This is a genomic window from Streptomyces sp. NBC_00016 (genome assembly GCF_045040885.1).
GTDB lineage: Bacteria > Actinomycetota > Actinomycetes > Streptomycetales > Streptomycetaceae > Streptomyces > Streptomyces coriariae.
Map to the genome: position 1 here is coordinate 7497602 of NZ_CP108304.1, position 25908 is coordinate 7523509.

The window sequence follows — 25908 nt, forward strand, 5'->3', positions numbered from 1 at the left end:
AAGGAGAGGCGGGCGGAGGCGGGACGGGCGGAGGCGGGGCGGGCGGGTCAGAAGACGAGGGGGCCGATCCGGTACAGGACCTCGGGGTCGTGCGGGCCGTCGGGGAACAGACCGGCGTCGAACAGCACCTCACGGGTGACGGTCGCCCCGTGCCGGTCGGCGAACGAGGTGAACAGCCGCTCGGAGGCGGTGTTGCCCGGCGTGATCGTGGTCTCCACGGCGGTGAGCGGGCGTTCGGCGGCGACCCGTGCGGTCAGCCCGTCCAGCAGGGCGGCGGCGAGGCCGCGACCACGGTGCGCGGCGTCGACGGCCACCTGCCAGACCAGCAGGGTCTGCGGGTCCTGTGGCCGGACGTACCCGGTGACGAACCCGACCGGCTCGCCGCCCTCCGCGCGGGCCACCGCCGAGGTGGCGGCGAAGTCGCGGCACCACAGCAGATAGCTGTAGGACGAGTTCAGGTCGAGCGTCCCGGATTCCTTCGCGAGACGCCAGAGCGCTGCGCCGTCTTCCACCGACGGGCTGTCGATACGTAGGTCTGCTTGTGCGGCAGTCATGCGGATTGAACTTACCCAGGGAAATTCAATAACGCATGGAGAGGCCGTGGTGATTCCGTGATGCCGCTGGGACAGGTCGCCCTTTCGTCCGCTTTTGCACCCCGCAAAAAGGGCATATCGCTCCGCTTGTGCAATGCGTCACGCACTCGAAACCTGCCCGAAATTCCCCGCGTTTAGGTACGGGGAATCGGGGCAGAAGAACTCAGGAAAGCTATCGCCGAGAAGAAGGCAGGGAAAGGAACCGACGGGAATTCTCGAATTACCTTGAATTCAGGCTCCGGTAACCCCGTCGATATGCTCCCGGAGAATGTCCGCGTGGCCGTTGTGCCGGGCGTACTCCTCGATCATGTGGATCAGCACCCAGCGCAGGCTGATCTCGAGCCCGGCCATCGGCCCGTCGGCGATCCGCCCGGTCGCCTCGAGCGGCCGCCCGGCGATCAGCTCACGTCCGCGTGCGATCTCCCGCCGCCACGCGGTCAGCGCCTCGTCGAGGCCCCGCCCGGGGTCGAGGGCGTACCCGGTCCCCTCCTCGAAGACGGGCGGCACGTCCAGCCCGGCGAACGCCCGCTGGAACCAGTTGCGTTCGACCTCGGCGAGATGCTGGACGAGACCGAGCAGGGTCAACTCGGACGGCTCGGCCGCCGGTTGCCGCAGCTGCTCGTCGTCCAGCCCCGCGCACTTCAGCTCGAGCGTGGCCCGGTGGAATGCCAACCAGCTCTCCAGCATGGGGAGTTCGTCACCGGTCAGCAGGGGCACGGGGCGGCCGTCGGGGAGGATGAGGGGAGTGTCGGAGGTCATGCGGGGCAGCATGACAGGCGGCACCGACACCGGGACTTCGTCGGTCCGGCCGACGGCGAACCGACGGCGAACCGACGGCGAACCGGCGGCGGACCGGCGGCGAACCCGCGGCGCCTACCGCCAGGCGCCCTCCACGGCCCGCCGGGCCCCTTCCAGATCGACGTCCAGACCCTTCTCCGCCAGCGCGGCGCCCAGCGCCGCCAGACACCCCTGCACCACGCCGACGGTCGCGTCGCCCCCGTAGTGGTTGACCCGGATCATCTCCGCGGCCAGCGCGCCCCCGCCCGCGGCCAGCGGCAGCTCGGGGTCGCTCGCCAGCGCCCGTGCCACCAGCTCCGAGGCCACCACTGCCGACGGCGTGCGCAGCGTCGTGGCGACGGGCGCCGCCTCCGCCGCGTCGCGCACGTACGGCTCCAGCCCGCCGCCCAGTGCCAGCGCGCCGGCGCGCGTCGCGGCGGCGGCGGACGCGTGCCGGGCCATCACCGTCTGCGGCCGCTCCGCCTCGATCCGCTCGACACACGCCTCCAGCGCCAGCATCTCCAGCTGCGCCGGCGCGTGCAGCAGCGCCTTGCGACCGCCGTCGACCCAGCGCTCCTTCCAGTCCAGCAGGGACAGGTACGACCGGCGCGGCGCCCTCGGGTTCGCGGCCATCCGCGCCCACGCCCGCTCGCTCACCGACACCGCCGACACGCCCGCCGGGCCGCCCATCGCCTTCTGTGCGCCGATCACACACAGGTCCACGCCCCACGCGTCCGGCAGCACCGGCTCCGCGCCGATCGAGGCGACCGCGTCCAGGTAGAACAGCGCGCCGTGCTCACGCACCACCTCGCCGATCTCCGCGACCGGGTTGGTGTTGCCGGTCGCCGCCTCCGCGTGCACCAGCGACACGAAGTCGATCCCGGGGTGCTCGGCGAACGCCTGCCGGATCTGCGCGGCCGTCACCGCCGTGTGGAAGGGCACCGCCAGGTCGATCACCGTGGCACCGCAGTCCCGCAGCCAGTCCCCGAAGGTCTGCCCGTACGGGCCGGTGATCACGTTGAGTGCGGTCGTGCCCGGACCGGCCGTACCGCGGATCGCGCCCTCCAGCGGCAGCAGCGCCTCGCCCTGCATGATCACGACGTCCTGCCGGGTGTCCAGCAGCCGCGCCACACGGTCCTCGATCGAGGCGAAATGTGCGGCGGTCAGCGGGGCAAGATCCAGGAACGGGTGTGTCACGGCGGTGCTCTCTTCACTCACTGGGTAGAGGTGACGAGACTAACCGGCACGCCCCCCACCCTTCCCGCCCTCCCCACCGGTCACTTCGCAGGCCGCACGGCCCGGTGACCATCGGTTTGATTTGAGAGCCTCAAACATCTCCTTATAATCGGAACCCACAGTTCCCTTACAGGAAGGCCCGCCGTGAACACCCTCCCCGGCCGCCGGACCCGCGTCCTGGCCGCCACCACCGTGACGGCCGGGCTGATGCTCGTCGCCGCCTGCACCTCCACCGATGACGGCGGCAGCGGCTCCAAGACCGCCGCCGGCGGGGTCGAGCTCGTCAAGGCGGGCCAGCTCACCACCTGCACCCACCTGCCGTACCCGCCCTTCCAGTCGGAGATCGACGGCAAGGTGCAGGGCTTCGACGTGGCCCTGATCGACCTGGCCGCCAAGAACCTGGGCGTGAAGCAGGAGATCCTCGACACGCCGTTCGAGAACTTCAAGACCGGCGCGTTCCTCAACTCCGGCGAGTGCGACCTGGCCGCGGCCGGCATGACCATCACCGACGAGCGCAAGAAGAACGTCGACTTCTCCGACCCGTACTTCGAGGCCACCCAGGCCGTCCTGGTCGACAAGGGCGCGGGCGTCACCTCGCTCGCCGACGTGAAGTCCAAGGACGTCAAGCTCGGCGCCCAGGCGCAGACCACCGGCGAGGACTACGCCAAGAAGCAGGGCTTCGACCCGGTCTCCTTCGAGTCCTCCGACGCCGTCCTCAACGGTCTGCGCACCGGCCAGGTCAAGGCCGTCATCATCGACTTCCCGGTCGTCCAGGGCTGGCTGAAGGACAAGGCCAACGCCGACGCCTTCAAGGTCGTCGACAACCTCAACACCGGCGAGCAGTACGGCTTCACGGTGAAGAAGGGCAACACCAAGCTGGTCGCCGCGATCAACAAGGCGCTGGCGGACGCGAAGGCCGACGGCACCTACAAGAAGCTGTACGAGAAGTGGATCGGTCCGTACGACGAGTCGGCCGCTTCCCCGTCGGCCGCCGCCTCGGCCTCCTGACCCCATGGCCGACAGCGACGTACGACTCCAACCGAAGAAGAAGGGCCTGACCCGGCGGCAGAAGCGCAGCCTCTCGCGCGGCGCGCAGTACGTCGTCTTCGTCGCCGCCGTGATCGTCTTCGCGGTCACGGCGGACTGGGGCCGGCTGAAGAACCAGTTCGCCCAGTGGGACATCGCGAAGGAGATGTTCCCGGACGTCATCACGCTGGCGTTGAAGAACACCGTGCTGTACACGGTGTCCGGCTTCGTCCTCGGCCTGGTGCTCGGGCTGGTCATCGCCCTGATGCGGCTGTCCTCCGTGGGCCCGTACCGCTGGCTGGCCGGTGTCTACATCGAGATCTTCCGCGGTCTGCCCGCCCTGCTGATCTTCGTCTTCATCGGCGTGGCCGTGCCGCTGGCCTTCCCCGGCACGGAGATCGTCGGCGGCACCTACGGCAAGGCGGCCCTCGGGCTCGGCCTGATCGGGGCCGCGTACATGGCGGAGACGTTCCGCGCGGGCATCCAGGCCGTGCCCAAGGGGCAGCTGGAGGCGGCCCGGTCGCTGGGCTTCTCGCCCGCCCGCGCGATGGTCTCGGTCATCATCCCGCAGGCGTTCCGGATCATCCTCCCGCCGCTCACCAACGAGCTGATCATGCTCTTCAAGGACTCCTCCCTGGTGCTGCTCCTCGGGGTGACGCTGGAGGAGCGCGAACTGTCCAAGTACGGCCGTGACCTGGCCAGCACGACCGCCAACTCCACGCCCATCCTGGTCGCCGGCCTGTGCTACCTGCTGGTGACCATCCCGCTCGGCTTCGTCGTGCGGCGCATGGAGGCCAAGGCCCAGGAGGCCGTGAAATGAGCCGACCGGAGATCGAAGTCCGCGACCTGCACAAGTCGTTCGGCACCAACGAGGTGCTGCGCGGCATCGACCTGGAGATCGGCCAGGGCGAGGTCGTCTGCGTGATCGGCCCGTCCGGCTCCGGCAAGTCGACGCTGCTGCGCTGTGTGAACCTGCTGGAGGAGCCCACCAAGGGCCAGGTCTTCGTGGGCGGCACCGAACTCACCGACCCCGACGTCGACATCGACGCCGTCCGTCGCCGTATCGGGATGGTCTTCCAGCAGTTCAACCTCTTCCCGCACCTGTCGGTGACCGAGAACCTCACGCTGCCGCAGCGCCGGGTGCTCCGGCGCGGCAAGGCGGCGGCGGCGAAGGTGGCCGCCGAGAACCTGGAGCGGGTGGGTCTGTCGGAGAAGGCGGACGCCTACCCCGCCTCCCTCTCCGGCGGCCAGCAGCAGCGCGTCGCGATCGCCCGCGCGCTGGCCATGGGGCCCGAGGTGATGCTGTTCGACGAGCCGACGTCGGCGCTCGACCCGGAGCTGGTCGGCGACGTCCTCGCGGTCATGCGGATGCTGGCCGACGAGGGCATGACGATGATGGTCGTCACCCACGAGATGACCTTCGCCCGCGAGGTCGCCGACCGGGTCGTCTTCATGGACGGCGGGGTGATCGTGGAGGACGGCACCCCGGCCGAGGTCATCGGGAAACCCAGCCACGAGCGCACCCGTCACTTCCTCTCCCGCCTCCTCGACCCGGCGATGGCCCAGGTCGAGGAGGAGACCTCCGACCGGCTGGGCGAGGGCGACTAGTCGGTCACTAAGGTGCGGTGCATGAGCGATCACTCGGTGCTGCACGTGAAGGGCCGGGTCCTTGCCGGGCCCGACGATGTCCGCGACGGGTTGTGGGTCGTCGACGGCCGGATCTCCTACGACCGTCCCGTCGGCGCCCGCGACGTGCGGACGGTCGAGGGCTGGGCGCTGCCCGGCCTGGTCGACGCCCACTGCCATGTGGGTCTGGGCGCGCACGGCCCCGTCGACACGGACGTCGCCGAGAAGCAGGCGCTGACCGACCGCGAGGCGGGCGCCCTGCTGATCCGCGACGCGGGCTCGCCCTCGGACACCCGCTGGGTCGACGACCGCGAGGACCTCCCGAAGATCATCCGGGCGGGCCGGCACATCGCCCGCACCCGCCGCTACATCCGCGGCTACGCGCACGAGATCGAGCCCGAGGATCTGGTCGCGTACGTCGCGCGGGAGGCCCGGCGCGGCGACGGCTGGGTGAAGCTGGTCGGCGACTGGATCGACCGCGAGGTGGGCGACCTGGCGCCCAGCTGGCCGCGGGAGGCGGCCGAGGCGGCCATCGCGGAGGCCCATCGCCTGGGCGCGCGGGTGACGGCGCACTGCTTCGCCGAGAACTCGCTGCGCGACCTCGTGGAGTCGGGCATCGACTGTGTCGAGCACGCGACGGGCCTGACCGACGAGCTGATCCCGCTGTTCGCGTCCCGAGGCGTGGCGATCGTGCCGACCCTCGTCAACATCGCCACCTTCCCGGACCTCGCGGCCGGCGGCGAGTCCAGGTTCCCGCGCTGGTCGGCCCATATGCGCCGGCTCCACGAACGCCGTTACGACACCGTCCGCTCCGCCTACGACGCCGGCATCCCGGTCTTCGTCGGCACGGACGCCGGCGGCACGCTGCCGCACGGTCTGGTGGCCGCGGAGGTCGCGGAACTGGTGACGGCGGGCATCCCGCCGCTGGCGGCGCTCTCGGCGACCACCTGGGGCGCGCGCGAGTGGCTCGGGCGCCCCGGTCTGGTCGAGGGCGCTCCGGCGGACCTGGTGGTCTACGAGAGCGACCCGCGCGCCGACGTCCGGGTGCTCGCGGCACCGCGCCGGGTGGTACTCAACGGCACGGTGGTGAGCTGAGAGCGCCGTGCCGCGGACGGTTGGGGAGAACGTGCGTGCCGATGGATTCGAAGACACGCACGGAAAACTCACGTTGGAGTGAACTCGCGTCACCCTGCTGACCGTTCACCCCTCGTACGTAATTCTTGCGGGGTCCCGAAGCATTTCTCTTCTGGGGGTCCCACCCTTGAACGGCAACAACTTCCCGCTGCCCGCACGCGCCCGGCGCGCCGCCACCGTCGTCGCGGTCACGGCCCTGGCCGCAGGTCCCGCGGCCCTGGCCGGCGCGGGTACCGCCCACGCGACGTCCGGCCAGGGCAGGGCGAGCGCGTCCGTCCTGCGCACCGGCCTCGACGTGGCCCTGCTCAACAAGACCGTCGACATCCCGCTCGCCGTCTCCCTCAACGAGGTGCAGGCTCCGCACAGCGCCGAGAAGACCGCGCTGTCGGCCGAGTTGAACGGCGTCGGAGGCGGAAAGCCCTTCAGCGTCCTGCGCGCGGACGTCGCCGAGGCGAAGGCGACCGTCGACGGCACCAGGGCCGAGGCCTCCACCCGCCTCGCCCACGCCAAGCTGCACGTCCCCGGCCTCCCGCTGCTGTCCCTCATCGAGGTCGGCACGGTCACCTCCAGGGCGACCTGCGAGGCGGGCAGGACGCCGGTCGCCGTCTCCAACCTGCTCGGCTCGGTGACGGTCCTGGGCAAGAAGGTGTCGGTCAGCACCGGCGGCACGACGGACGTGAAGGTACCGGGCGTGGGCGAAGTCCGCCTGGACCTGTCGAAGCGCGGGACCACCTCTCGCACGGCCGCCGCCACCGCCCTCGAACTCACCGTCTCCGTCAATCCGTTGAGCCTCAACGTCGCCGAGGTGACAGGCACCCTGACCCTCGCGAAGGCCACCTGCGAAGCCCCCGCAGGGCAGAAGCGGGAGCAGGAACAGGGCGAGGGCCAGGGCCAGGCAGACGACCAGGGCGAGGCGCAGGACCAGGGCGAGGCGCGGGACCGGGGGCAGGAGCAGGCCGCCGGGCCGAGCGCCGCCCCGGCCGGTGACGTCAAGGCCCAGGGCGCGCCCGCCCAGGCCGACCTGGCGCAGACCGGCGGCAGCTCGACGACCCCGTACATCGCGGGCGGCGCGGTGGCGCTGCTGGCGGCGGGCGGGGGAGCGGTGGTACTGGCCCGCCGCCGCGGCTGACCGGACGGAGCACGAAGCACGGGGGTACGGATCCGGGACGTCCCGCCCGGGTCCGTACCCCCGTGCGTCATCCCCGGGTCAGGGCCAACGCCTGGTCCAGCGCCTGGAGGAAACGGTTCACCGTCGCCCGGTTCCGTACCGCCAGCCGCAGCCACTCCTCGTCCAGCCCCGGGAAGGTGTCCCCGCGCCGGACCGCGAACCCCAGGGTGCGCAGCCGCCGGCGGACGGCGTCGGCCCCGGGCAGCCGCACCAGGACGAACGGGCCCTCCGCAGGCCCCACGACCCGCACCCCCTCGACGGCGAACTCCTCCAGACCGGCCACGAGGTGCGCCCGGTCCGCGGCGACGCGGTGGGCGGCGTGGGCGGCCTCCGCCAGTGCCTGCGCCCCCATGCACGCCTCGGCCGCCACCAGCGCCGGCGTGGACACCGGCCACAGCGGCTGGGCCCGCTCCAGGTCGGCGACGGTCTCCGGCGCGGCGAGCAGGTAGCCGATCCGCAGCCCGGCCAGCCCCCAGGTCTTGGTCAAACTGCGCAGCACCACCAGGCCGGGCACGTCCGTGTGCCCGGCGAGGGCCTCCCGCTCGCCCGGCACCGCGTCCATGAACGCCTCGTCGACCACCAGCGTCCGTCCGGGCCGGGCCAGCCGCCGGATCGTCTCCGCCGGGTGCAGCACCGACGTGGGGTTCGTCGGATTGCCGATGACCACCAGGTCCGCCGTCTCCGGGACGGCCGCCGGATCCAGCCGGAAGCCGTCCTCGGCGCGCAGCACCACCCGGTCCACGCTGTGCCCCGCGTCCCGCAGCGCCGCCTCCGGCTCCGTGAACTGCGGGTGCACGACGACGGGCCGCCGCACCTTCAGGGCCCGTGCCAGCAGCACGAACGCCTCCGCCGCGCCCGCCGTCAGCAGCACCCGCTCGACGGGCAGCCCGTGCCGCGCCGCGACCGCCGCCCGCGCGGCCCGCCCGTCCGGGTAGGCCGCCAGGCCGCCCAGGGACGCGGCGACCCGCTCCCGCAGCCAGCGCGGCGGGGTGTCCGCGCGGACGTTCACCGCGAGGTCGACGAGCGCCGAGCCGTCGTCGCGCACCTCGGCGTCCCCGTGATGGCGCAGGTCGTGGCCGCCGGAGTGACCCTCGGCGGGTCCCTCGGCGGGTCCCTCAGTGCGCATGGGAGTGCGCGTGGCCGTGATGGTGGTGGCCGTCGTGGTGGTGGCCCTCGTCGTCCGGGTGGAAGTGCGGCTGCTGAGGCGTCCCCACCTTGTCCTCGAAGCCCGGCAGCGCAATCCGGTACACGCACGAGTCGCAGTTCATCCGCAGGTCGCCCTTGACGGCCTCCTCGTACCGCTCCATCACCAGGTCGAGCAGCTCCGGCTCGGGACCGATGACGTCCGCCGACCGCACCTCGACCTCCGGATGCGCGGCCGCCCAGCCCTCGGTCTGGTGCCGGACCCGCTCGGGGAGGATCCCGGTGAACAGGAAGTAGGGGAGCACGACGATCCGCTTCGCCCCCAGCCGCACGCACCGGTCGAGCCCGCTCGGCACGTCCGGCGCGGCCAGCGACACGAACGCGGTCTCCACACCCGCGTACCCGCGTCCCTCCCACAGCAGCCGCGCCGCCTTGTACACCTCGGCGTTGGCGTCCGGGTCCGTCGAACCGCGCCCGACCAGCAGCACGGTCACGTCGGCCAGGTCCTCGGGGGTGCGCCCCCCGGTGCCCAGCGCCTCGTCCAGCCGGCGCTCCAGCACCTGCAGCAGCGCCGGGTGCGGGCCCAGCGGACGCCCGTACGTGTAGGAGATCCCCGGGTGCCGCTCCTTCTCGCGGGACAGCGCCGCGGGGATGTCGCCCTTGGCGTGCCCGGCGGACACCAGCATCAGCGGAACGGCGGCGAACCGTCGTACGCCACGCTCCACCAGCTCCGTCACCGCCTCGCCCAGCGGCGGCGGGGACAGCTCGATGAAACCGCCCGCGACGGGCAGTTCGGGATGGCGGCGGCCCAACTCCCGTACGAAGTCGCGGAACGCCTCGGCTCCGGCCTCGTCCCGGGTGCCATGGCCGGCGATGAGCAGGGCGGGCGGCGGGGTGGTCACGATTTCTCCTCGGACTGCGAATCGGGCTGTGGAACAGGGTGGTACAGCAGGGCGTTGAGCGCGGCGGAGGCGACCGCCGACCCGCCCTTCTCGGACACGTTGCTCACGGCGGGCAGCCCGCTCTCGCGGAGCGCGGCCTTGGACTCGACCGCGCCGACGAAACCGACGGGCAGGCCGATGACGAGCACCGGGGCGGCGTCCAGGGTGAGCAGTTCCTCCAGCGCGGTCGGCGCGTTGCCGATCACCCAGAGGGCCCCCGGGCCGACCTGCTCGTACGCGAGCCGTACGGCGTGCGCCGAACGGGTCAGCCCCGGCCCGGACTCGGCGTCCTTGAGCCGGCAGACGGTGTCGCGGCGGGTGATCCCGGCCGCGACCATCTCCACGTCCACGACGACGGGCGCTCCGGCGTGCAGGGCGGCGTGCGCCTTCGCCAACTCGCCCTCGTCCATGACGAGATCGCTCGCGTACTCCAGGTCGGCGGCGGAGTGGACGACCCGCTCCACCACCGCCCGGGTCAGCGGCGGGAAGTGCGAGGTGTCCAGGCGGGCACGCAGCCGCCGGTAGGACTCCTGCTCGATCGGGTGGATCACACGGTTCACCGGGCGCCCTCCTGCTCCTGCGAGGTCTCCTGCCAGCGGTAGCCGCGCGGCGTCACCATGCGCCCCGCGATGTTCCGGGTCGCCGTGTTGCCCACGGTCACGACCGTCATCATGTCGACCCAGGCCGGGTCGAGTTCCGAGAGCGTCGTCAGCCGCGCGGTGCCGTCCGGGCGCGAGGCGTTGCGCACGACACCCACCGGTGTCGTCGGCTCCCGGTGCTCGGCGAGGATCGAGAGCGCCTTGGGGAGCTGCCAGTCGCGGCCCCGGGAACGGGGGTTGTAGAAGGTGACGACGATGTCCGCCTCGGCCGCCGCCCGCACCCGCCGCTCGATGACCTCCCACGGCGTGTGCAGATCGGACAGGCTGATCGACACATGGTCGTGGCCCAGCGGAGCGCCGAGGATCGCACCGGCCGCGAGCGCGGCGGTCACCCCCGGCACCCCGACCACGTCGATGTCGTCGGACGCCTCGGCGAGCGCGGGGGAGGCCATCGCGTACACGCCCGCGTCCCCGCTGCCGATCAGCGCCACGCTCTGCCCGCGCCGGGCCTCCTCGACGGCCGTCCGGGCCCGCTCCTCCTCGGCGCCGAGCCCCGACTCCAGGATCCGGGTGCCGGGCCGCAGCAGGTCGCGGATCTGGTCGACGTACTGGTCGAGGCCGACGAGCACCGAGGCGCGCCGCAGCTCCGCCTTCGCCCGCGGTGTGAGCAGGTCCCGGGCGCCCGGCCCGAGTCCGACGACCGCGAGCCGCCCGCGCCCGGGGCGCCGTACGACGGCACAGGTGGCCATCGCGGGCCGCTCGTCCACGCGCTCCGACTTCCGTTTGGGGACGAGGAGTTCGCCCCCGCCGATCAGGGCCGCCGCCTCCGCCACGGACGGTGTGCCGACGGCGGCGAGCGGCGCGTCGGACGGGTTCGGCACCTCGACACCCGCCAGCTCCTCGGCGGAGTACGTCACCACGGGCACGCCGAGCCGCCGGGCGGCCCCGACGATGCCCGGCTCGTACCGCTTGGCGTCGACGGTGGCGAGCTCGGCGAGACTCCGGACGGACAGCCCCGCCTCCCGCAGCACGCCCTCGACCAGGTCGAGCACCTCGTCGACCGGGGCGCCCCTGGACGCGCCGACACCGACGACGAGGGACGGCGGACGCAGCAGCACCTCCCCGGACCCGGGCTCGATCGCACGGTCCGTCAGCCGCACGGTGTACGAACCCCGCTCCGCGAACGGCACCGGCGGCAGCGGCCACGCCACCTCGGCGGCCAGCGCGACCGGCTCGCCGTCCAGCAGGGCCCGCGTCACGCCGGCCACATCGCCCTCCACGGGAAGGCCCAGCGTGTCGAGACCGGGGATGCCGACGGCGTCCGTGGCCGTGGTCACCACCGGCTGCGCACCCAGCAACTCACCGACGGCCAGCGCGAGTTCGTTGGCGCCGCCGGCATGCCCGCCGACCACCGGGACGGCGAACCGCCCGGCCTCGTCGACACACACCACACCCGGGTCGGACGTCTTGTCGGACAGCAGGGGCGCGACCAGGCGGACGACCGCCCCGGTCGCCAGGAAGCACACGAGCTGCTCGCACTCGGCGAACGCCCGCCGGACGGCGTCCCCGACCGGGCCGTCGTACACGCGCGTGCGGTCCGGCCAGGCCGCGGCCAGCCGGCCGCGCGCCGCCGCCCCCGCCGCGGTGGCGGAAATGAGGCCGATCACAGGGCTACTCCTTCTCGATGGACAGGGTGCGCGCCGACGGCGTCCTTGACACCCCACAGCAGGAAAACGGGATTGGTCGCGGCCAGCCGGGTCACGTCACCCGGCAGCGGCGCGAGCCGTGAGGAGTGCAGCAGCACACCGTCGCAGTCGAACCCGGCGTCGCCGAGCGCGGCGCGCACCGCCGGGACCCGGTCCAGCGCGGCCATCGCGACGACCACGGTCCGCCGGGCCCGCCGCGCGCACCTGCCGACGATGCCGGGCAGCTCGCGCCCGCCGCCGCCGACGAACACGGCGTCGGGATCGTCGAGTCCGGCCAGCGCGTCGGGCGCGCTGCCGTGCACCACGTGCACGTCGACGCCGTGCGCCTCGGCGTTGGCGCGGATCCGGGCGACCCCGTCCGCCGCCTTCTCGACGGCGCTGACGGCGGCGCCGAGCCGCGCGCACTCCACGGCCACGGACCCCGACCCCGAGCCCACGTCCCAGACCAGGTCGCCGGAGCGCGGTCCGAGCCGGGCCAGGGCCAGCGCCCGCACCTCGAACTTGGTGATCATCGAGTCGCGGTGGGCGAAGTCGCCCTCGTCCAGCGCCCATCCGGCGGGCCGGACCCCGGGCCCGGCCAGCGTCCGTACCGGACCGAGCGTGCGCGCCTCGTCCAGGCACAGGACGACACTCACCGCCGTACCCCAGTCACGTCCGGCGGCCTCGCCGGGGGAGACGCGCTCCACCCGCTCGCCCGCCGGGTCGCCCAGCGCGCAGGCCACGACGAGCACCCGTCCGGGCGCGCTGCGCGCGAGCGCGGCGCCCAGCTCGGCGGGTCCGGCGCCAGGTCCGGTCAGGACGGCGACCTTCGGATGGGCCCGGCAGACGTTGACGGCCGTCCGCGGATCGCGCCCGTGCGCGCTCACGACGACGGCGTCGTCCCAGGTCAGTCCGAGCCGCGCGAAGGCGGTGGCCACGGAGGACACACCGGGCCGGACGTCCAGCCGGTGCGCCCCGAACCGTTCGGCCAGCGCCCGCACGATCCCGAAGAAGCCGGGGTCACCGGAGGCCAGCACGACCACGCGCCGGTCCTTTGCGACGTACTCCTCCATGGCGTCGAGGGCCGGCGCGAGCGGACCGAGCACGATCCGCTCGACGGACGCGGGCAGCCCCGCGGCGTCCAGATGGCGCCGCCCGCCCACGACGAGCTCGGCGCCGGCGAGGACCTCCCCGCCGGGCGCCGTCCCGGTGCCCGTGCCGACGACGGTGATCGGTCGGCCGGTGATCGGTCGGTTCACGTACTGGCACCCCGGGTCCGCAGCGCCCGGCGGGCCTCCGGGTCGGCCTTGCGATAGCCGTGGAAGTGACCGGGGTGGTACAGGTGCGAGCGGGTGCCGTGCGCGTCGAGGGCCGGGCCGACCAGGAAGAGGGTGTGCTTCCAGAGCTTGTGCTCCTTGACGGTCTCCTCCAGCGTCTCGATCGTGCACTTCACGACCAGCTCCTCCGGCCAGGTCGCCTGGTAGGCGATGACCACCGGGGTGGCGGTCGGGTAGCCGCCCTCCAGCAGCTCCCGCACCAGCTGACCGCTGCGCGCGGCCGACAGGAAGATCGCCATGGTCGTGCCGTGCTTCGCGAACTCCCGCACCTCCTCGCCGGGCGGCATCGGCGTCTTGCCGCCGCCGAGCCGGGTGAGGACGACCGACTGCGCGACCTCGGGGATCGTCAGCTCACGCCGGGCGAGCGCGGCGACGGCCGAGAAGGAGGACACCCCGGGCACGATCTCGGTCTCGACGCCGATCTCCTCGCACCGGTCGAGCTGCTCCTGCGTACCGCCCCAGAGGGCGGGGTCGCCGGAGTGGATGCGGGCGACCTTCAGCCCCTCCCGGCGGGCCCGCTCGTACACGGCGACGACGTCCTCCAGGGACATGGTCGCCGAGTCGAGGATCTCCGCGCCCTCGCGCGCGTGCTCGAGAACCTCCGCCTGGACCAGGCTCGCGGCCCAGATCACGACGTCGGCGTCGGCGATGGCACGCGCGGCGCGGAACGTCAGCAGGTCGGCGGCGCCGGGGCCGGCACCGACGAAGGTCACCTTGCCGGTGGGGGCATCGGCCATGGGTTCGGGTCCTCTCATCGCGGGCGTTGTGTGTGCATTACCGCTGATTTGCGGGATCGGCGGGTGGCGCGGATGTGCGCGATCGGGGGTTGATCGGATAGCAAGGGCCTATGGCGGTCTTCGTCGCGCTCGGCGCGTTCCTCATGACGCTGGCCGGCGGCTGGACGGCACAGCGCGTGACCGACCGCCGCCATCTGGTGCTGGGCCTGGCCGGCGGCCTGATGCTGGGCGTCGTCGGCCTGGATCTGCTGCCGGAGGCACTGGAGGCGGCCGGCACCGAGGTCTTCGGCGTCCCGGCCGCGCTGCTGCTCTTCGTGGCGGGCTTCCTGCTGGCCCATCTGGTCGAACGTCTGCTGGCGGTACGGCAGGCCGCGCACGGCGCCGAGGAGCACGACGGCCGGGCCCCCGAGGTCGGCCTGACGGCGGCCGCGGCGATGGTCGGCCACAGCGCCATGGACGGCGTGGCGATCGGCGCGGCCTTCCAGGTGGGCGGCGGCATGGGCATCGCCGTCGCCCTCGCGGTCATCGCCCACGACTTCGCGGACGGCTTCAACACCTACACGATCACGAGCCTGTACGGGAACGACCGCCGCAAGGCCCTGGCCATGCTGTTCGCGGACGCGGCCGCACCGGTCGTCGGCGCGGCCTCGACGTCCTTCGTCACCATCCCCGAGCAGCTGCTCGGCGCCTATCTGGGCTTCTTCGGCGGCGCGCTCCTCTATCTGGCGGCCGCCGAGATCCTCCCCGAGGCGCACCACGAACACCCCGCCCGCTCGACCGTGCTGTGCACGATCGCGGGCGCGGCCTTCATCTGGCTGGTGGTGGGCCTGGCCTCGTGACCCGGCGGCGGACGGACTCACAGCTTGCCGCCCCGGCCGCCCTCGCGCCGCGCGGGCGCGATGAGCGTGGAGAGATAGGGCAGCGGCTCGCCGTCCAGCTCCCCGGCGGGCCGGATGGACTCCTCCGCGAGACCGAGCGCCGACCCCCACACGGCGTCCGCGATCCGCCCGGTCTCGCGCAGCGCCTCGGCGACCTCGGCGGCCTGCCGTCCGAACTTGTAGGCCACGACGGTCCCCGGCCCGGCGAGCGCGTCCTTCAGCACGGCCGAACCGGCGGTCACCGGCACCAGCGTCAACGGCTCGGTGCCCTCGGTCAGCACGGCACCCGACCGCGCCGCGAGATCCTGCATGGCGGTGATCCCGGGGACGGTCTCGATCGCCACGCCCGGCACCGACTCCACGATTGTCTGCGCGAGATAGGTGAAGGTGGAGTACACGTTGGGATCGCCGATGGTCGCGAAGGCGACGCTGCCGTGCTGGCGCAGCAACTCGGCGACCCGCTCCCCGGCGGCGTCCCAGGCGGCCTCCCGCCGCGCCCGGTCGGTCCGCTCGTTGAGCGCGAAGACGACCCGGACGATCTTCTCCGCCGGCACGTAGTGCAGCACGGTCGCCTCGGCCCGCCCGCGCTCCCCGCTGTCCATCACGGGCACGACGACGACCTCGGCGGCCCGCAGCGCGTTGACGCCCTTGACGGTCACCAGCTCCGGATCCCCGGGACCCACCCCGACTCCGACCAGCTTGCTGCTCATGACGTCCGGCACCTCTCCACGAACCGACGGGCCACACCGGGCTCGGACGCCCAGTGCGTGTGCAGATAACTCGCGTGCACACCGCGTTCCACAAAACCTTCGACCCGCCGCGGGGCCAGCACACCCCAGGCGGGAGCCGCCCCCGAGCCGGGCTCGACGACGGTCCGATGGAACTCGTGTCCGCGCATCCGCGTCCCGGCCACGGCCAGCACACTGTCGCTCACGGCCACGGCGTCCCGGTACCCGAGCGTGAGCCGCTCGCTCATCCGCGCGGTGGCGTCGAGCACCCCGCACATGGGCTGCCCGTCCAGCTCCCGGCACAGGTACAGCAGCCCGGCACACTCGGCGGCGACCGGGGCTCCGGCCTCCACGAGCGCGCGGACCTCCTTGCGCAGCGCCTCGTTCCCGGACAGCTCGGCGGCGTACACCTCGGGAAACCCGCCCCCGATGACCAGCCCACGGGTCCCTTCCGGCAGCCCCTCGTCCCGCAGCGGATCGAAGACGACGACCTCGGCCCCGGCAGCGCTGAGCAACTCGGCATGCTCGGCATAGGAAAAGGTGAAGGCAGCCCCACCGGCGACGGCGACCCGCACTCTCCTTTCCAGCCCGTCCGGCGATTGAGGACGAGGCCGTTCAGGCCGAAAGCGGGGGTCCGGGGACGCAGCCCCCAGGGTCGGGACGGGAAGGGGCGGCGGGGGCGAGGAATCAAGCGCCTCGGCCGCGTCCCAGGCCGCACCCGACAAGACCCCCGCACCACGAGCCAGCGCGACCAGGGCCTCAAGATCGCACCCCTGGGAAACCTGCGCCCCCATGGCCGCGACGGAGTCCACCGCGGCAGCCCGCCGCTCGGCCACCGGCACCAACCCCAGATGCCGGGACGGCGTATCCACCTGAGCCACCCGCCGCAGCACACCCAGCACCGGCACCCCGGCCGACTCGAGCGCCTCCCGCAACAATTCCTCGTGCCGATCGGACGCGACCTTGTTCAAGATCACGCCCCCGATCCGCACCTCCGGATCCCAGGAGGCGAACCCGTGCACGAGCGCGGCCACGGACCGCGACTGCGACGAGGCGTCGACCACGAGCACGACCGGCGCCCGCAGCAGCTTCGCCACCTGGGCGGTGGACGCCAGTTCACCCTCCCCGGCGGCCCCGTCGAACATCCCCATGACCCCTTCGACCACGGCGATGTCACACCCGCGCGCACCGTGCGCGAACAGCGGCCCGACCAGCTCGGGACCGCACAGATACGCGTCGAGGTTGCGCCCCGTCCGTCCGGTCGCGAGCGAGTGGTACCCGGGATCGATGTAGTCCGGCCCGACCTTGTGCGGGGACACGGTGAGCCCCCGCGCGGTGAGCGCGGCCATCAACCCGGTGGCGACGGTGGTCTTGCCGGAGCCCGAGGAGGGCGCGGCGACGACCAGCCGGGGGACGGAGGACGGGGAGGTCAGCACGGCGTCACCACTCGATACCCCGCTGCCCCTTCTGGCCCGCGTCCATCGGATGCTTGACCTTGGACATGTCGGTGACGAGGTCGGCGACGTCGACGAGCTTCTCCGGCGCGTTCCGCCCGGTGATCACGACATGCTGGGTACCGGGCCGGTCCCGCAGCACGGAGACGACCTCGTCGGTGTCGACCCAGCCCCAGTGCATCGGGTACGCGAACTCGTCGAGCACGTACAGCTTGTACGTCTCGGCGGCGAGATCCCGCTTGACCTGCTCCCAGCCCTCGCGGGCCTTCTCCTCGTTGTCCATCTGGGAGTCCCGCTGGACCCAGGACCACCCCTCGCCCATCTTGTGCCAGTCGACGCTCCCGCCCTCGCCGGAGGCGCCCAGCACGCGCAGCGCGTTCTCCTCGCCGACCTTCCACTTCGCCGACTTGACGAACTGGAACACCCCGATGGGCCACCCCTGGTTCCAGGCCCGCAGCGCGAGCCCGAAGGCGGCGGTGGACTTGCCCTTGCCGACTCCCGTGTGCACGACGACCAGCGGCCGGTTGCGTCGCTGACGTGTGGTCAGCCCGTCGTCCGGCACCACACTCGGCTGTCCCTGAGGCATTACGCGGCCCTCCTCGAAGTCCCCTGCACGTCCCTGACCAGCCCTGCGATGGAGTCGGCCCGCAGCTCGTCCAGCGTCACGGCGGTACCCCCCAGCTCGCCCGCGAGCTGCCCCGCGAGCCCCAGCCGCACGGGCCCCGACTCGCAGTCGACGACCACCGACGCGATCCCCTCGGCGGCGAACAACCGTGCCGCCCGCCCGGCGAGGGCGACCGGCTCCGGGCCGCCGGTGGCCCGTCCGTCCGTCACCACGACGACCAGCGCCCGCCGTGCCGGATCGCGCAACCGCTCGACGCGCAGCACGTCGTGCGCCTTGAGCAGCCCCGCGGCGAGCGGCGTCCGCCCGCCGGTGGGCAGCGACTCCAGCCGTACGGCGGCGGCGTCCACCGACGAGGTGGGCGGCAGCGCGAGGTCCGCGGCCGTCCCCCGGAAGCTGACGAGCCCCACCTTGTCGCGCCGCTGATAGGCGTCGAGCAGCAGCGACAGCACGGCACCCTTCACCGCGCTCATCCGCTGCCGGGCCGCCATCGACCCGGACGCGTCCACGACGAACAGCACGAGGTTGCCCTCACGCCCCTCCCGGGTCGCCTGCCGCAGATCGTCCCGGCGTACGACGAGCCCGCGCCCGGACCGCCCCCGCTGCCGCTGGTGCGGGGCGGCGGCCATCACCGTGGCGGCCAGGTGCAGCTTGGTCAGCGTCCCGCGGGGCCGCCGCGCACCCGTCGTGCGCCCGTGCTCGGTCCGCGCCCGTGAGCGCCGTCCGGCCGCGCCCTCACCGATCCCGGGCACGCTCAGCACCTTCGTACGGAACGGCTCGGCGGCCCGTACGGCGGGCTGCGGCTCCCCGCCCTTGCCGTTCTCCGGGCTCTCCGGGCTCTCGGCCGTCCCGTCGGAATCGGGCCGGTCGGCGGTGCCGTCGCCCTGCGGCCCGTCACCGTCGGACTGCGGCGGCTCCCCGCCGTCCCCGCCGCCGGGCCCGTCGGGGTCGGGGTCGGGGTCGGGGTCCTCGTCGTCCGGGCCGGCGAACTCCTCCAGCGTGTCGTCGAGTTTGTCCTCGTCGAGCCCCGGGGCGTCGAAGGGGTTGCGGCGCCGGCGGTGCGGCAGCGCCAGCAGCGCCGCCTGCCGTACGTCCTCCGCGAGCACGTCGGTGCGCCCGGCCCAGGCGGCCAGCGCCGTGGCCGTCCGCGCCATCACGATGTCGGCCCGCATGCCGTCCACCTCGAAGGCGGCGCAGGTCGCCGCGATCTGCCGCAGCGCCCCGTCGCCCAGCCGCACCGAGGGCAACAGCTTGCGCGCCGCCACGATCCGCCCGCGTACGGCGCTCTCCTCGTCCGCCCACCGCTCGGCGAAACCGGCCGGATCGTCGTCGTACGCGAGCCTGCGCCGGACGACCTCCACCCGCTGGTCGGGCTCGCGCGAGGCGGCCACCTCCACCGTCAGCCCGAACCGGTCGAGCAACTGCGGCCGCAGCTCGCCCTCCTCGGGGTTCATCGTCCCGACCAGCAGGAACCGCGCGGCGTGGCGCACGGAGACACCCTCGCGCTCCACGTACGAGGCACCCATCGCGGCCGCGTCGAGCAGCAGGTCGACCAGGTGGTCGTGCAGGAGGTTGACCTCGTCGACGTACAGGATCCCGCGGTGCGCGTCCGCGAGGAGCCCCGGCTCGAAGGCCTTGACGCCCTCGGAGAGCGCCCGCTCGATGTCGAGGGCGCCGACCAGCCGGTCCTCGGAGGCGCCGACGGGCAGTTCGACCATCCGGGCCGGCCGGGTCTCGAAGGCCCCCGGCTCGTGCGGCCCGTCCGGGCAGGCGGGGTCGGGGGAGTCGGGGTCGCAGGAGAACCGGCAGCCGGAGACCACGTCCAGGGCGGGCATGAGCGCCGCGAGGGCGCGGACGGCCGTGGACTTGGCGGTGCCCTTCTCACCACGGACCAGCACCCCGCCCACCGCCGGCGAGACGGCGTTCAGCAGCAGCGCGAGCCGCAGGTCGTCCTGGCCGACGACGGCCGTGAACGGGAAAGGAGTACTCACTTCTCGTCGCCCTCCAAGTCGCCTTCCAGCTCCAGATAGGTGGCGCGCAGCCGCTCGATCGTGTCGGCGTCCGGCTCGGCCCACAGTCCGCGGTCGGCGGCTTCCAGCAGCCGCTCGGTGATGCCCCGCAGGGCCCACGGGTTGGACTTCTTCATGAAGTCCCGGTTCTCCGCGTCGAAGACGTACTCGGCGCTGAGTTTCTCGTACATCCAGTCGTCGACGACTCCGGCGGTGGCGTCGTAGCCGAAGAGGTAGTCGACGGTCGCCGCCATCTCGAAGGCGCCCTTGTAGCCGTGCCGCCGCATGGCCGCCATCCAGCGCGGGTTGACCACCCGGGCCCGGAACACGCGGTGCGTCTCCTCGCCGAGCGTTCGCGTCTTCACCTGGTCCGGTGTCGCGGAATCGCCCACGTACGCCTCGGGGTTGGCACCCGTCAGGTGCCGCACCATGGCGACCATGCCGCCGTGGTACTGGAAGTAGTCGTCGGCGTCCACGAGGTCGTGCTCGCGCGTGTCCACGTTCTTGGCCGCGACGGCGATCCGCTTGAACGCCGTCTCCATGTCCCCGCGCGCCGCCCGCCCGTCGAGCCCGCGACCGTAGGCGTACCCGCCCCAGACGGCGTACACCTCGGCGAGGTCCGCGTCCGAGCGCCAGTTGCGGGCGTCGATCAGCGGCAGCAGCCCCGCCCCGTAGGCCCCCGGCTTGGAGCCGAAGATACGGGCCGTCGCACGGCGCCGGTCGCCGTGCGCGGCGGCGTCCTCGTCCACGTGGGCGCGCACGAAGTTGGACTCGGCGGGCTCGGCCAGCTCGGCCACCGCCCGCACCGCGTCGTCGAGCAGTCCCACCACGTGCGGGAACGCGTCCCGGAAGAACCCGGAGATGCGGACCGTCACATCGATGCGCGGCCGGCCCAGCTCGGCCAGGGGCACGACCTCGAAGCCCGTCACCCGGCGCGAGGCGTCGTCCCACACCGGACGGCAGCCGAGCAGCGCCAGGATCTCGGCGATGTCGTCGCCCTGGGTGCGCATCGCGGAGGTGCCCCAGACCGTCAGGCCGACGGACTTCGGGTAGTCGCCCGTGTCCTGGAGGTACCGCTGCACGAGGGAGTCCGCGAGAGACTGCCCGACCTCCCAACTCAGCCTGGAGGGAATGGCCTTGGGGTCGACCGAGTAGAAGTTCCGGCCGGTCGGCAGGACGTTGACCAGTCCGCGCGTCGGAGAGCCCGAAGGACCGGCCGGGACGTAACCGCCGTCCAGCGCCTTGAGGATGTGCCCGACCTCGTCGGTGGTCCGCTCCAGCCGCGGTACCACCTCCGTGCACGCGAACTCCAGCACCGCGACGGCGTCCGGGAGTTCGGTGCCCAGGACCTCACGGACCAGCGCCCGGCTCCCGGTGACGGCCCACCCGCGCTCCTCCGCGCCCTCCGCGATCCGCCGGCACAGCTGCTCCAGCAGGTCGATGGCGTCGGCGCCGGTACGGGAGGGGCCCTCGACGAGCTCCGTCAGCTCGACCGGCACCTTCACCGGCGCACCCGGCTCGGCGAGCAGCTCCTTCTCGACCAGCCCGAAATGGGCGGCCAGAGCGGCCCGCAGTCCCGGCAGCGCGTTCGCCTGACCGCCCCACACCTGCGAGGCGCGCAGCACGGCCAGCACGAGGTTCACCCGCGCCTCGCCGACCGGACCGCCGCCGAGGATGTGCAGCCCGTCCCTGATCTGCACGTCCTTGATCTCGCACAGATAGCCGTCGATGTGCATGACGAACTCGTCGAACGCGTCGTCGTCCGGCTGGTCGTCGACGTGCAGGTCGTGGTGCAGCTCGGCCGCCTTGACCAGCGTCCAGATCTGCGCGCGCACGGCCGGCGCCTTCGTCGGATCCAGGTCGGAGACGAGCGCGTACTCGTCGAGGAGCTGCTCCAGCTTGGCCAGGTCGCCGTAGGTGTCGGCGCGTGCCATCGGCGGCACGAGATGGTCGACGACGGTGGCGTGCCCGCGCCGCTTGGCCTGGGTGCCCTCGCCGGGGTCGTTGACGATGAACGGGTAGACGAGCGGCAGATCACCGAGGACGGCGTCCGGGGCACAGCCGCCGCTCAGCCCGAGGCCCTTGCCCGGCAGCCACTCCATCGTGCCGTGCTTGCCCATGTGCACGACGGCGTCGGCGCCGAAACTGTTCTCCAGCCACCGGTAGGCCGCCATGTAGTGATGCGACGGCGGCATGTCGGGGTCGTGGTAGATCGCGATCGGGTTCTCGCCGAAGCCGCGCGGCGGCTGGATCATCACGACGACGTTCCCGAACTGGAGGGAGGCCAGCACGATGTCGTCCCCGTCGACGTACAGCGAACCCGGCGGCTCGCCCCACGCCTCCAGCATGCCGTCGCGCAGGTGCGGGTCGAGCTTGTCGAACCAGGCCCGGTAGTCGGCCAGCGGGACCCGGGCGGGCGCGGCGGCCAGCTGCTCCTCGGTGAGCCATTCGACGTCGTGGCCACCGGCGTTGATGAGCCGGTGGATCAGCTCGTCGCCGTTGTCCGGATGCCCCTGGACCCCGTACCCGGCGTCCCGCAGCGCGTCCAGGACCCGGATGGCCGAGGCGGGGGTGTCGAGGCCGACCGCGTTGCCGACCCGCGAGTGCTTGGTCGGGTAGGCGGTGAAGACGAGCGCGAGCTTCTTCTCGCCGTTCGGCTTGTGCCGCAGCCGGGCGTGCCGTACGGCGATCCCGGCGACGCGTGCGGCCCGCTCGGGGTCGGCGATGTACACCGGCACGTCGTCCGGGCCCTGCTCCTTGAAGGAGAAGGGGACCGTGATGATCCGTCCGTCGAACTCCGGGATGGCGACCTGCATCGCCGCGTCCATGGGGGAGAGCGCGGCGTCGGACTCCTCCCAGGCGCTCTTCGACGAGGTGAGGCACAGCCCCTGCAGCACGGGGACGTCGAGGTCGGCGAGCGCGCCGATGTCCCAGGCCTCCTCGTCCCCGCCCGCCGAGGCCTGCGAGGCGTGCGCGCCGCCGGCGGCGAGCACCGTGGCGACGAGGGTGTCGGTCCGCCCGAGGATCTCGTACAGCCCCGGGTCCGCCCCGCGCAGCGAACCGCAGTACACGGGAAGGGCGTTGGCGCCGTGCGCCTCGACGGCGTCGCACAGCGTGTCCACGAAGGCGGTGTTGCCGCTCAGTTCGTGCGCCCGGTAGAAGAGGACCCCGATGGTCGGCCGGCCCTCGACGAAGGCACGCTCGCCATGGACGCCGTACTCGGGCATCTTCTGCGGCTCGACGAAACCCTCACCGGTCAGCAGCACGGTGTCGGAGAGGAACCGGGCCAGCTCGGTCAGGTTGGCCGGCCCGCCCTCGACGAGATACCGCAGCGCCTCCGCCACCACGCCGGCGGGCACCGACGACTCGGCCATCAACTCCGCGTCGGGCACGGTCTCGCCGCCCAGCAGCACGGTCGGCACGCCGGACGCCTTGAGCGCGGCGAGCCCGTCCTCCCAGGCCCGCTTGCCGCCCAGCAGCCGGACGACCGCGAGGTCGGCTCCGTCGAGGAGCGCGGGGAGTTCCCCGGCGACATCCACCCGGGTCGGGTTGCCGATCCGGTACGAGGCGCCGGAAGCGGCCCGGGCCGCCAGCAGATCCGTGTCGGCGGTCGACAACAACAACACTGTGCTCATGCGGGCGCTCCCGGTGGAATGAAAGGCAGTCCTTGCGGCGCGCCCGACTCGATGAGCCGCCAGAGCGCGTCGGTGTCCGCGTGCTGTTCGATCAGGTCGCCGAGCCGGTCGAGCTGCTCCTCGCGCAGCCCGGCGAACGAGGTGTCGGCGGCGGGCACGAAACGACGGCCCGCGGCGGCCGCCACCTCGCGCAGGAAGGCCCGCCGGAATCCGTCCGACTCCAGCGAGCCGTGCCAGTGCGTGCCCCAGGTCTGTCCGACCCGGCAGCCGTCCAGGCCGTGTCCGCGGTCGTCGGTGAGGAACGCCTCGCCCCCCTGGACGTCGGCGACCCCGTGATGGATCTCGTACCCCTCGACCCGCTCGCCGAGGGCTTCCCCCACCGGCCGGGTGAGGGTCTTCTCGCGGGCGAACCGCACCCGGACCGGGAGGACTCCGAGGCCCGCCACCTGTCCCAGCCGGCTCTCGACCTCGTCCTCGATGTGCTCGCCGAGGAGCTGGAAGCCACCGCAGATGCCGAGGACGGGCCGCTGCTCGGCGGCCCTGCGCAGGATCGCCTCGGCCAGCCCCCGCTCCCGGAGCCACTCCAGGGCGCGCACGGTGCCCCGGGTCCCCGGAATCACCACCAGGTCGGCGTCGGCCAGTTCCTCGGGCCGGTCCACGAACCGCACGACGACGCCGGGTTCGGCGGCCAGCGCGTCCACGTCCGTGAAGTTGGACATGAGCGGGACGGCGCAGACGGCGATGCGCAGCACGTCCTCGCCGACGGGCGGGGCGGTGTTCGACTCCCGTACGGTCCCGCGCAGCGAGACCCTCAGCCCGTCCTCCTCGTCGATCCCGAGCCCGTGCCGGAACGGCAGTACGCCGTACGTCCGCCGCCCGGTGAGCCCGTGCAGCATGTCCAGGCCCGGCTCCAGCAGGGAGACGTCCCCCCGGAACTTGTTGACCAGGAACCCGGCGACCAGCTCCTGGTCCTCGGGCGAGAGCAGGGCGACGGTGCCGAAGAAGGAGGCGAAGACGCCCCCGCGGTCGATGTCGCCGACGACGAGCACGGGCAGCCGCGCGCCCCGCGCGATCCCCATGTTCACGATGTCGGTCCGCCGCAGATTGATCTCGGCCGGACTGCCCGCCCCCTCACAGATCACCGCGTCATACGTGCCCCGCAACTCGGCGAGGCAGTCGAGAACGGTTCCGAGGAGTTTCTGCTGCCGCCCCCCGTGATACCCACGGGCGGTCATCTCGCCCACCGGCTTGCCGAGGAGCACGACCTGACTGCTCTGCTCACCGCCCGGCTTGAGCAGCACGGGGTTCATCAGCGCGGTCGGCTCCACCCGGCAGGCCTGGGCCTGCATGGCCTGGGCCCGCCCGATCTCGGCGCCCTCCGTCGTCACGAACGAGTTGAGGGACATGTTCTGCGCCTTGAAGGGTGCGACCTTCACCCCCTGCCGCACCAGCCACCGGCAGATCCCGGCCGTGACGACGCTCTTGCCGGCGTCGGAGGTGGTGCCGGCGACGAGGAGACCCCCGCTCATGTCGTACGCCCCTTCAGCTGGTTCCGCTGGCTGCCCTGGTTGCGCTGGTTGCTCGCGACGATGTTCGTGGCGACGACGCGCGCGGCGACGGTGACGCCGAGCGCGAGCAGACCGACGCGGCGGGAGAGCCGCGCGGCACGTTCGATGTCCCGGGCGACGACGGGCCGCCCGGCCGCGCCGTTCAGCACGGGCCGGTGCTCGACCCGCCCGGCGTACGACAGGGTCCCGCCCAGCCGCACCCCGAGGGCGCCCGCGAAGGACGCTTCCACCGGCCCGGCGTTGGGGCTCGGATGCCGGCGGGCGTCGGCCCGCCAGGCCCGCACGGCGCCCCGCGGATCGTCCCCCGCGAGGGCGGCGAGCACGGCGGTCAGCCGGGCTCCCGGCCATCCGGCGACGTCGTCGAGACGGGCGGCCGCCCAGCCGTAGCGCAGATACCTCGGCGACCGGTGACCGACCATGGCGTCCAGGGTGTTGACGGCCCGGAACCCGACCAGGCCCGGCACCCCGCCCACGGCCCCCCACACCAGCGCCCCCACGACGGCGTCGGAGGTGTTCTCGGCGACGGACTCCAAGACCGCCCGGGCGATCCCGTCGGCGTCCAGGGCCTGCGGATCCCGCCCGCACAGATGCGGCAGCCGCTCCCGGGCGGCCTCGACGTCCCCCGCTTCGAGCGCCCGGCCGATGGCCCGGGCCTCCCGGACCAGTGAACTGCCCCCGACCACGGCCCAGGTGGCGGCGGAGACGAGAGCGACGGTGGCGGCGGGGGAGCGGCGTACGGCCCGCTCGGCGACGGCGCCCAGGGCCACGACCCCGCCGGCGCACACGACGGCGTGCAGGGCCCCGCTTCCCCGGTGGTCCCGCCACAGCAGCCGCTCGACGGCACCGGCGGCCCGCCCGAACGCGGCGACGGGATGCCCTCGGCGGGGATCGCCGAGCAGCAGGTCGCCCAGAAGGCCGGTGGCGGCGCCGTACGCGTAGAGGCGATCGGCACGCATCGGCTCAGCCGGCCGTGGGGTCGGGCAGCGACCTGGTGCTGTGCCTCAACGGCCGA

Annotated in this window: 22 protein-coding genes; 6 read left to right on the plus strand and 16 right to left on the minus strand. The window is 73.1% G+C overall.

Annotated features, from left to right (window positions below; all coding sequences use genetic code 11):
* Window positions 1–47 precede the first annotated feature (47 nt).
* The 3 genes from ectA to OG933_RS33135 form a co-directional block, all read right to left on the minus strand.
* The gene (gene ectA, locus OG933_RS33125) at window positions 48–554 is read right to left on the minus strand and encodes a diaminobutyrate acetyltransferase (protein ID WP_405630521.1); all 507 of its coding nucleotides are present in this window, start codon (window positions 552–554) and stop codon (window positions 48–50) included.
* Between the two features lie 270 nt (window positions 555–824).
* Window positions 825–1352, minus strand: a complete 528-nt coding sequence (locus OG933_RS33130) for a DinB family protein (RefSeq protein ID WP_142269683.1) — start codon at window positions 1350–1352, stop codon at window positions 825–827.
* A 114-nt stretch (window positions 1353–1466) separates the two neighbouring features.
* Window positions 1467–2567, minus strand: coding sequence for a pyridoxal-phosphate-dependent aminotransferase family protein (locus OG933_RS33135; RefSeq protein WP_405630524.1), 1101 nt, complete (start codon window positions 2565–2567; stop codon window positions 1467–1469).
* 183 nt (window positions 2568–2750) lie between these two features.
* On the opposite strand from OG933_RS33135, the gene OG933_RS33140 reads away from it, so the two are divergent.
* The 5 genes from OG933_RS33140 (at window position 2751) to OG933_RS33160 (ending at window position 7521) form a co-directional block, all read left to right on the plus strand.
* Window positions 2751–3614 (plus strand): transporter substrate-binding domain-containing protein, encoded by an 864-nt coding sequence (locus OG933_RS33140; protein WP_020130459.1) that lies wholly within the window; start codon window positions 2751–2753, stop codon window positions 3612–3614.
* A 4-nt stretch (window positions 3615–3618) separates the two neighbouring features.
* Entirely contained in the window at window positions 3619–4452 is an 834-nt protein-coding gene (locus tag OG933_RS33145) for an amino acid ABC transporter permease (RefSeq protein ID WP_020130458.1), read from the plus strand.
* The gene (locus OG933_RS33150; protein WP_405630527.1) at window positions 4449–5240 is read left to right on the plus strand and encodes an amino acid ABC transporter ATP-binding protein; all 792 of its coding nucleotides are present in this window, start codon (window positions 4449–4451) and stop codon (window positions 5238–5240) included. The genes OG933_RS33145 and OG933_RS33150 overlap by 4 nt, the downstream gene beginning before the upstream one ends.
* Before the next feature lie 21 nt (window positions 5241–5261).
* A complete protein-coding gene (locus OG933_RS33155; protein WP_362520764.1) occupies window positions 5262–6353 on the plus strand; it encodes an amidohydrolase family protein in 1092 nt (363 codons plus the stop codon).
* Window positions 6354–6519: 166 nt separating this feature from the next.
* Window positions 6520–7521, plus strand: a complete 1002-nt coding sequence (locus OG933_RS33160) for an SCO1860 family LAETG-anchored protein (protein ID WP_405630531.1) — start codon at window positions 6520–6522, stop codon at window positions 7519–7521.
* 67 nt (window positions 7522–7588) lie between these two features.
* Here OG933_RS33160 and cobC read toward each other — a convergent pair whose 3' ends face one another.
* From cobC to cobM, 6 genes are read right to left on the minus strand one after another with little or no spacing between them, the layout of a single operon-like run.
* Entirely contained in the window at window positions 7589–8686 is a 1098-nt protein-coding gene (gene cobC, locus OG933_RS33165) for an Rv2231c family pyridoxal phosphate-dependent protein CobC (RefSeq protein WP_362570449.1), read from the minus strand.
* On the minus strand, window positions 8676–9605 hold the full coding sequence (locus OG933_RS33170; protein WP_020130453.1) for a sirohydrochlorin chelatase: 930 nt from the start codon (window positions 9603–9605) through the stop codon (window positions 8676–8678). The genes cobC and OG933_RS33170 overlap by 11 nt, the downstream gene beginning before the upstream one ends.
* The gene (locus OG933_RS33175; protein WP_362520772.1) at window positions 9602–10204 is read right to left on the minus strand and encodes a precorrin-8X methylmutase; all 603 of its coding nucleotides are present in this window, start codon (window positions 10202–10204) and stop codon (window positions 9602–9604) included. Before OG933_RS33175 ends, OG933_RS33170 begins: the two co-directional genes overlap by 4 nt.
* Window positions 10201–11910, minus strand: a complete 1710-nt coding sequence (gene cobJ / locus OG933_RS33180; RefSeq protein ID WP_405630536.1) for a precorrin-3B C(17)-methyltransferase — start codon at window positions 11908–11910, stop codon at window positions 10201–10203. Before cobJ ends, OG933_RS33175 begins: the two co-directional genes overlap by 4 nt.
* Window positions 11907–13187 (minus strand): precorrin-6y C5,15-methyltransferase (decarboxylating) subunit CbiE, encoded by a 1281-nt coding sequence (cbiE, locus tag OG933_RS33185; protein WP_362520777.1) that lies wholly within the window; start codon window positions 13185–13187, stop codon window positions 11907–11909. The genes cobJ and cbiE overlap by 4 nt, the downstream gene beginning before the upstream one ends.
* A complete protein-coding gene (gene cobM / locus OG933_RS33190) occupies window positions 13184–14002 on the minus strand; it encodes a precorrin-4 C(11)-methyltransferase (protein WP_054239231.1) in 819 nt (272 codons plus the stop codon). Before cobM ends, cbiE begins: the two co-directional genes overlap by 4 nt.
* 110 nt (window positions 14003–14112) lie before the next feature.
* Here cobM and OG933_RS33195 point away from each other — a divergent pair, with 110 nt between their 5' ends.
* Window positions 14113–14841 carry a ZIP family metal transporter gene (locus tag OG933_RS33195; protein WP_020130448.1) on the plus strand — a complete coding sequence of 243 codons (729 nt, stop codon included), beginning with the start codon at window positions 14113–14115 and terminating at the stop codon, window positions 14839–14841.
* Window positions 14842–14858: 17 nt separating this feature from the next.
* Here the strand turns inward: OG933_RS33195 and cobI are convergent, their stop codons facing one another.
* From cobI to OG933_RS33230, 7 genes are read right to left on the minus strand one after another with little or no spacing between them, the layout of a single operon-like run.
* The gene (cobI, locus tag OG933_RS33200; RefSeq protein ID WP_362520780.1) at window positions 14859–15590 is read right to left on the minus strand and encodes a precorrin-2 C(20)-methyltransferase; all 732 of its coding nucleotides are present in this window, start codon (window positions 15588–15590) and stop codon (window positions 14859–14861) included.
* A complete protein-coding gene (locus tag OG933_RS33205; RefSeq protein WP_405630540.1) occupies window positions 15587–17044 on the minus strand; it encodes a cobyrinate a,c-diamide synthase in 1458 nt (485 codons plus the stop codon). The genes cobI and OG933_RS33205 overlap by 4 nt, the downstream gene beginning before the upstream one ends.
* A gap of 4 nt (window positions 17045–17048) precedes the next feature.
* Window positions 17049–17648, minus strand: a complete 600-nt coding sequence (gene cobO / locus OG933_RS33210) for a cob(I)yrinic acid a,c-diamide adenosyltransferase (protein ID WP_028806950.1) — start codon at window positions 17646–17648, stop codon at window positions 17049–17051.
* Window positions 17648–19675 (minus strand): putative cobaltochelatase, encoded by a 2028-nt coding sequence (locus tag OG933_RS33215; protein ID WP_405630541.1) that lies wholly within the window; start codon window positions 19673–19675, stop codon window positions 17648–17650. Before OG933_RS33215 ends, cobO begins: the two co-directional genes overlap by 1 nt.
* Entirely contained in the window at window positions 19672–23328 is a 3657-nt protein-coding gene (cobN, locus tag OG933_RS33220) for a cobaltochelatase subunit CobN (protein WP_405630544.1), read from the minus strand. Before cobN ends, OG933_RS33215 begins: the two co-directional genes overlap by 4 nt.
* On the minus strand, window positions 23325–24857 hold the full coding sequence (locus OG933_RS33225) for a cobyric acid synthase (RefSeq protein WP_362520793.1): 1533 nt from the start codon (window positions 24855–24857) through the stop codon (window positions 23325–23327). Before OG933_RS33225 ends, cobN begins: the two co-directional genes overlap by 4 nt.
* On the minus strand, window positions 24854–25852 hold the full coding sequence (locus OG933_RS33230; RefSeq protein ID WP_405630546.1) for a cobalamin biosynthesis protein: 999 nt from the start codon (window positions 25850–25852) through the stop codon (window positions 24854–24856). The genes OG933_RS33225 and OG933_RS33230 overlap by 4 nt, the downstream gene beginning before the upstream one ends.
* Window positions 25853–25908 lie beyond the last annotated feature (56 nt).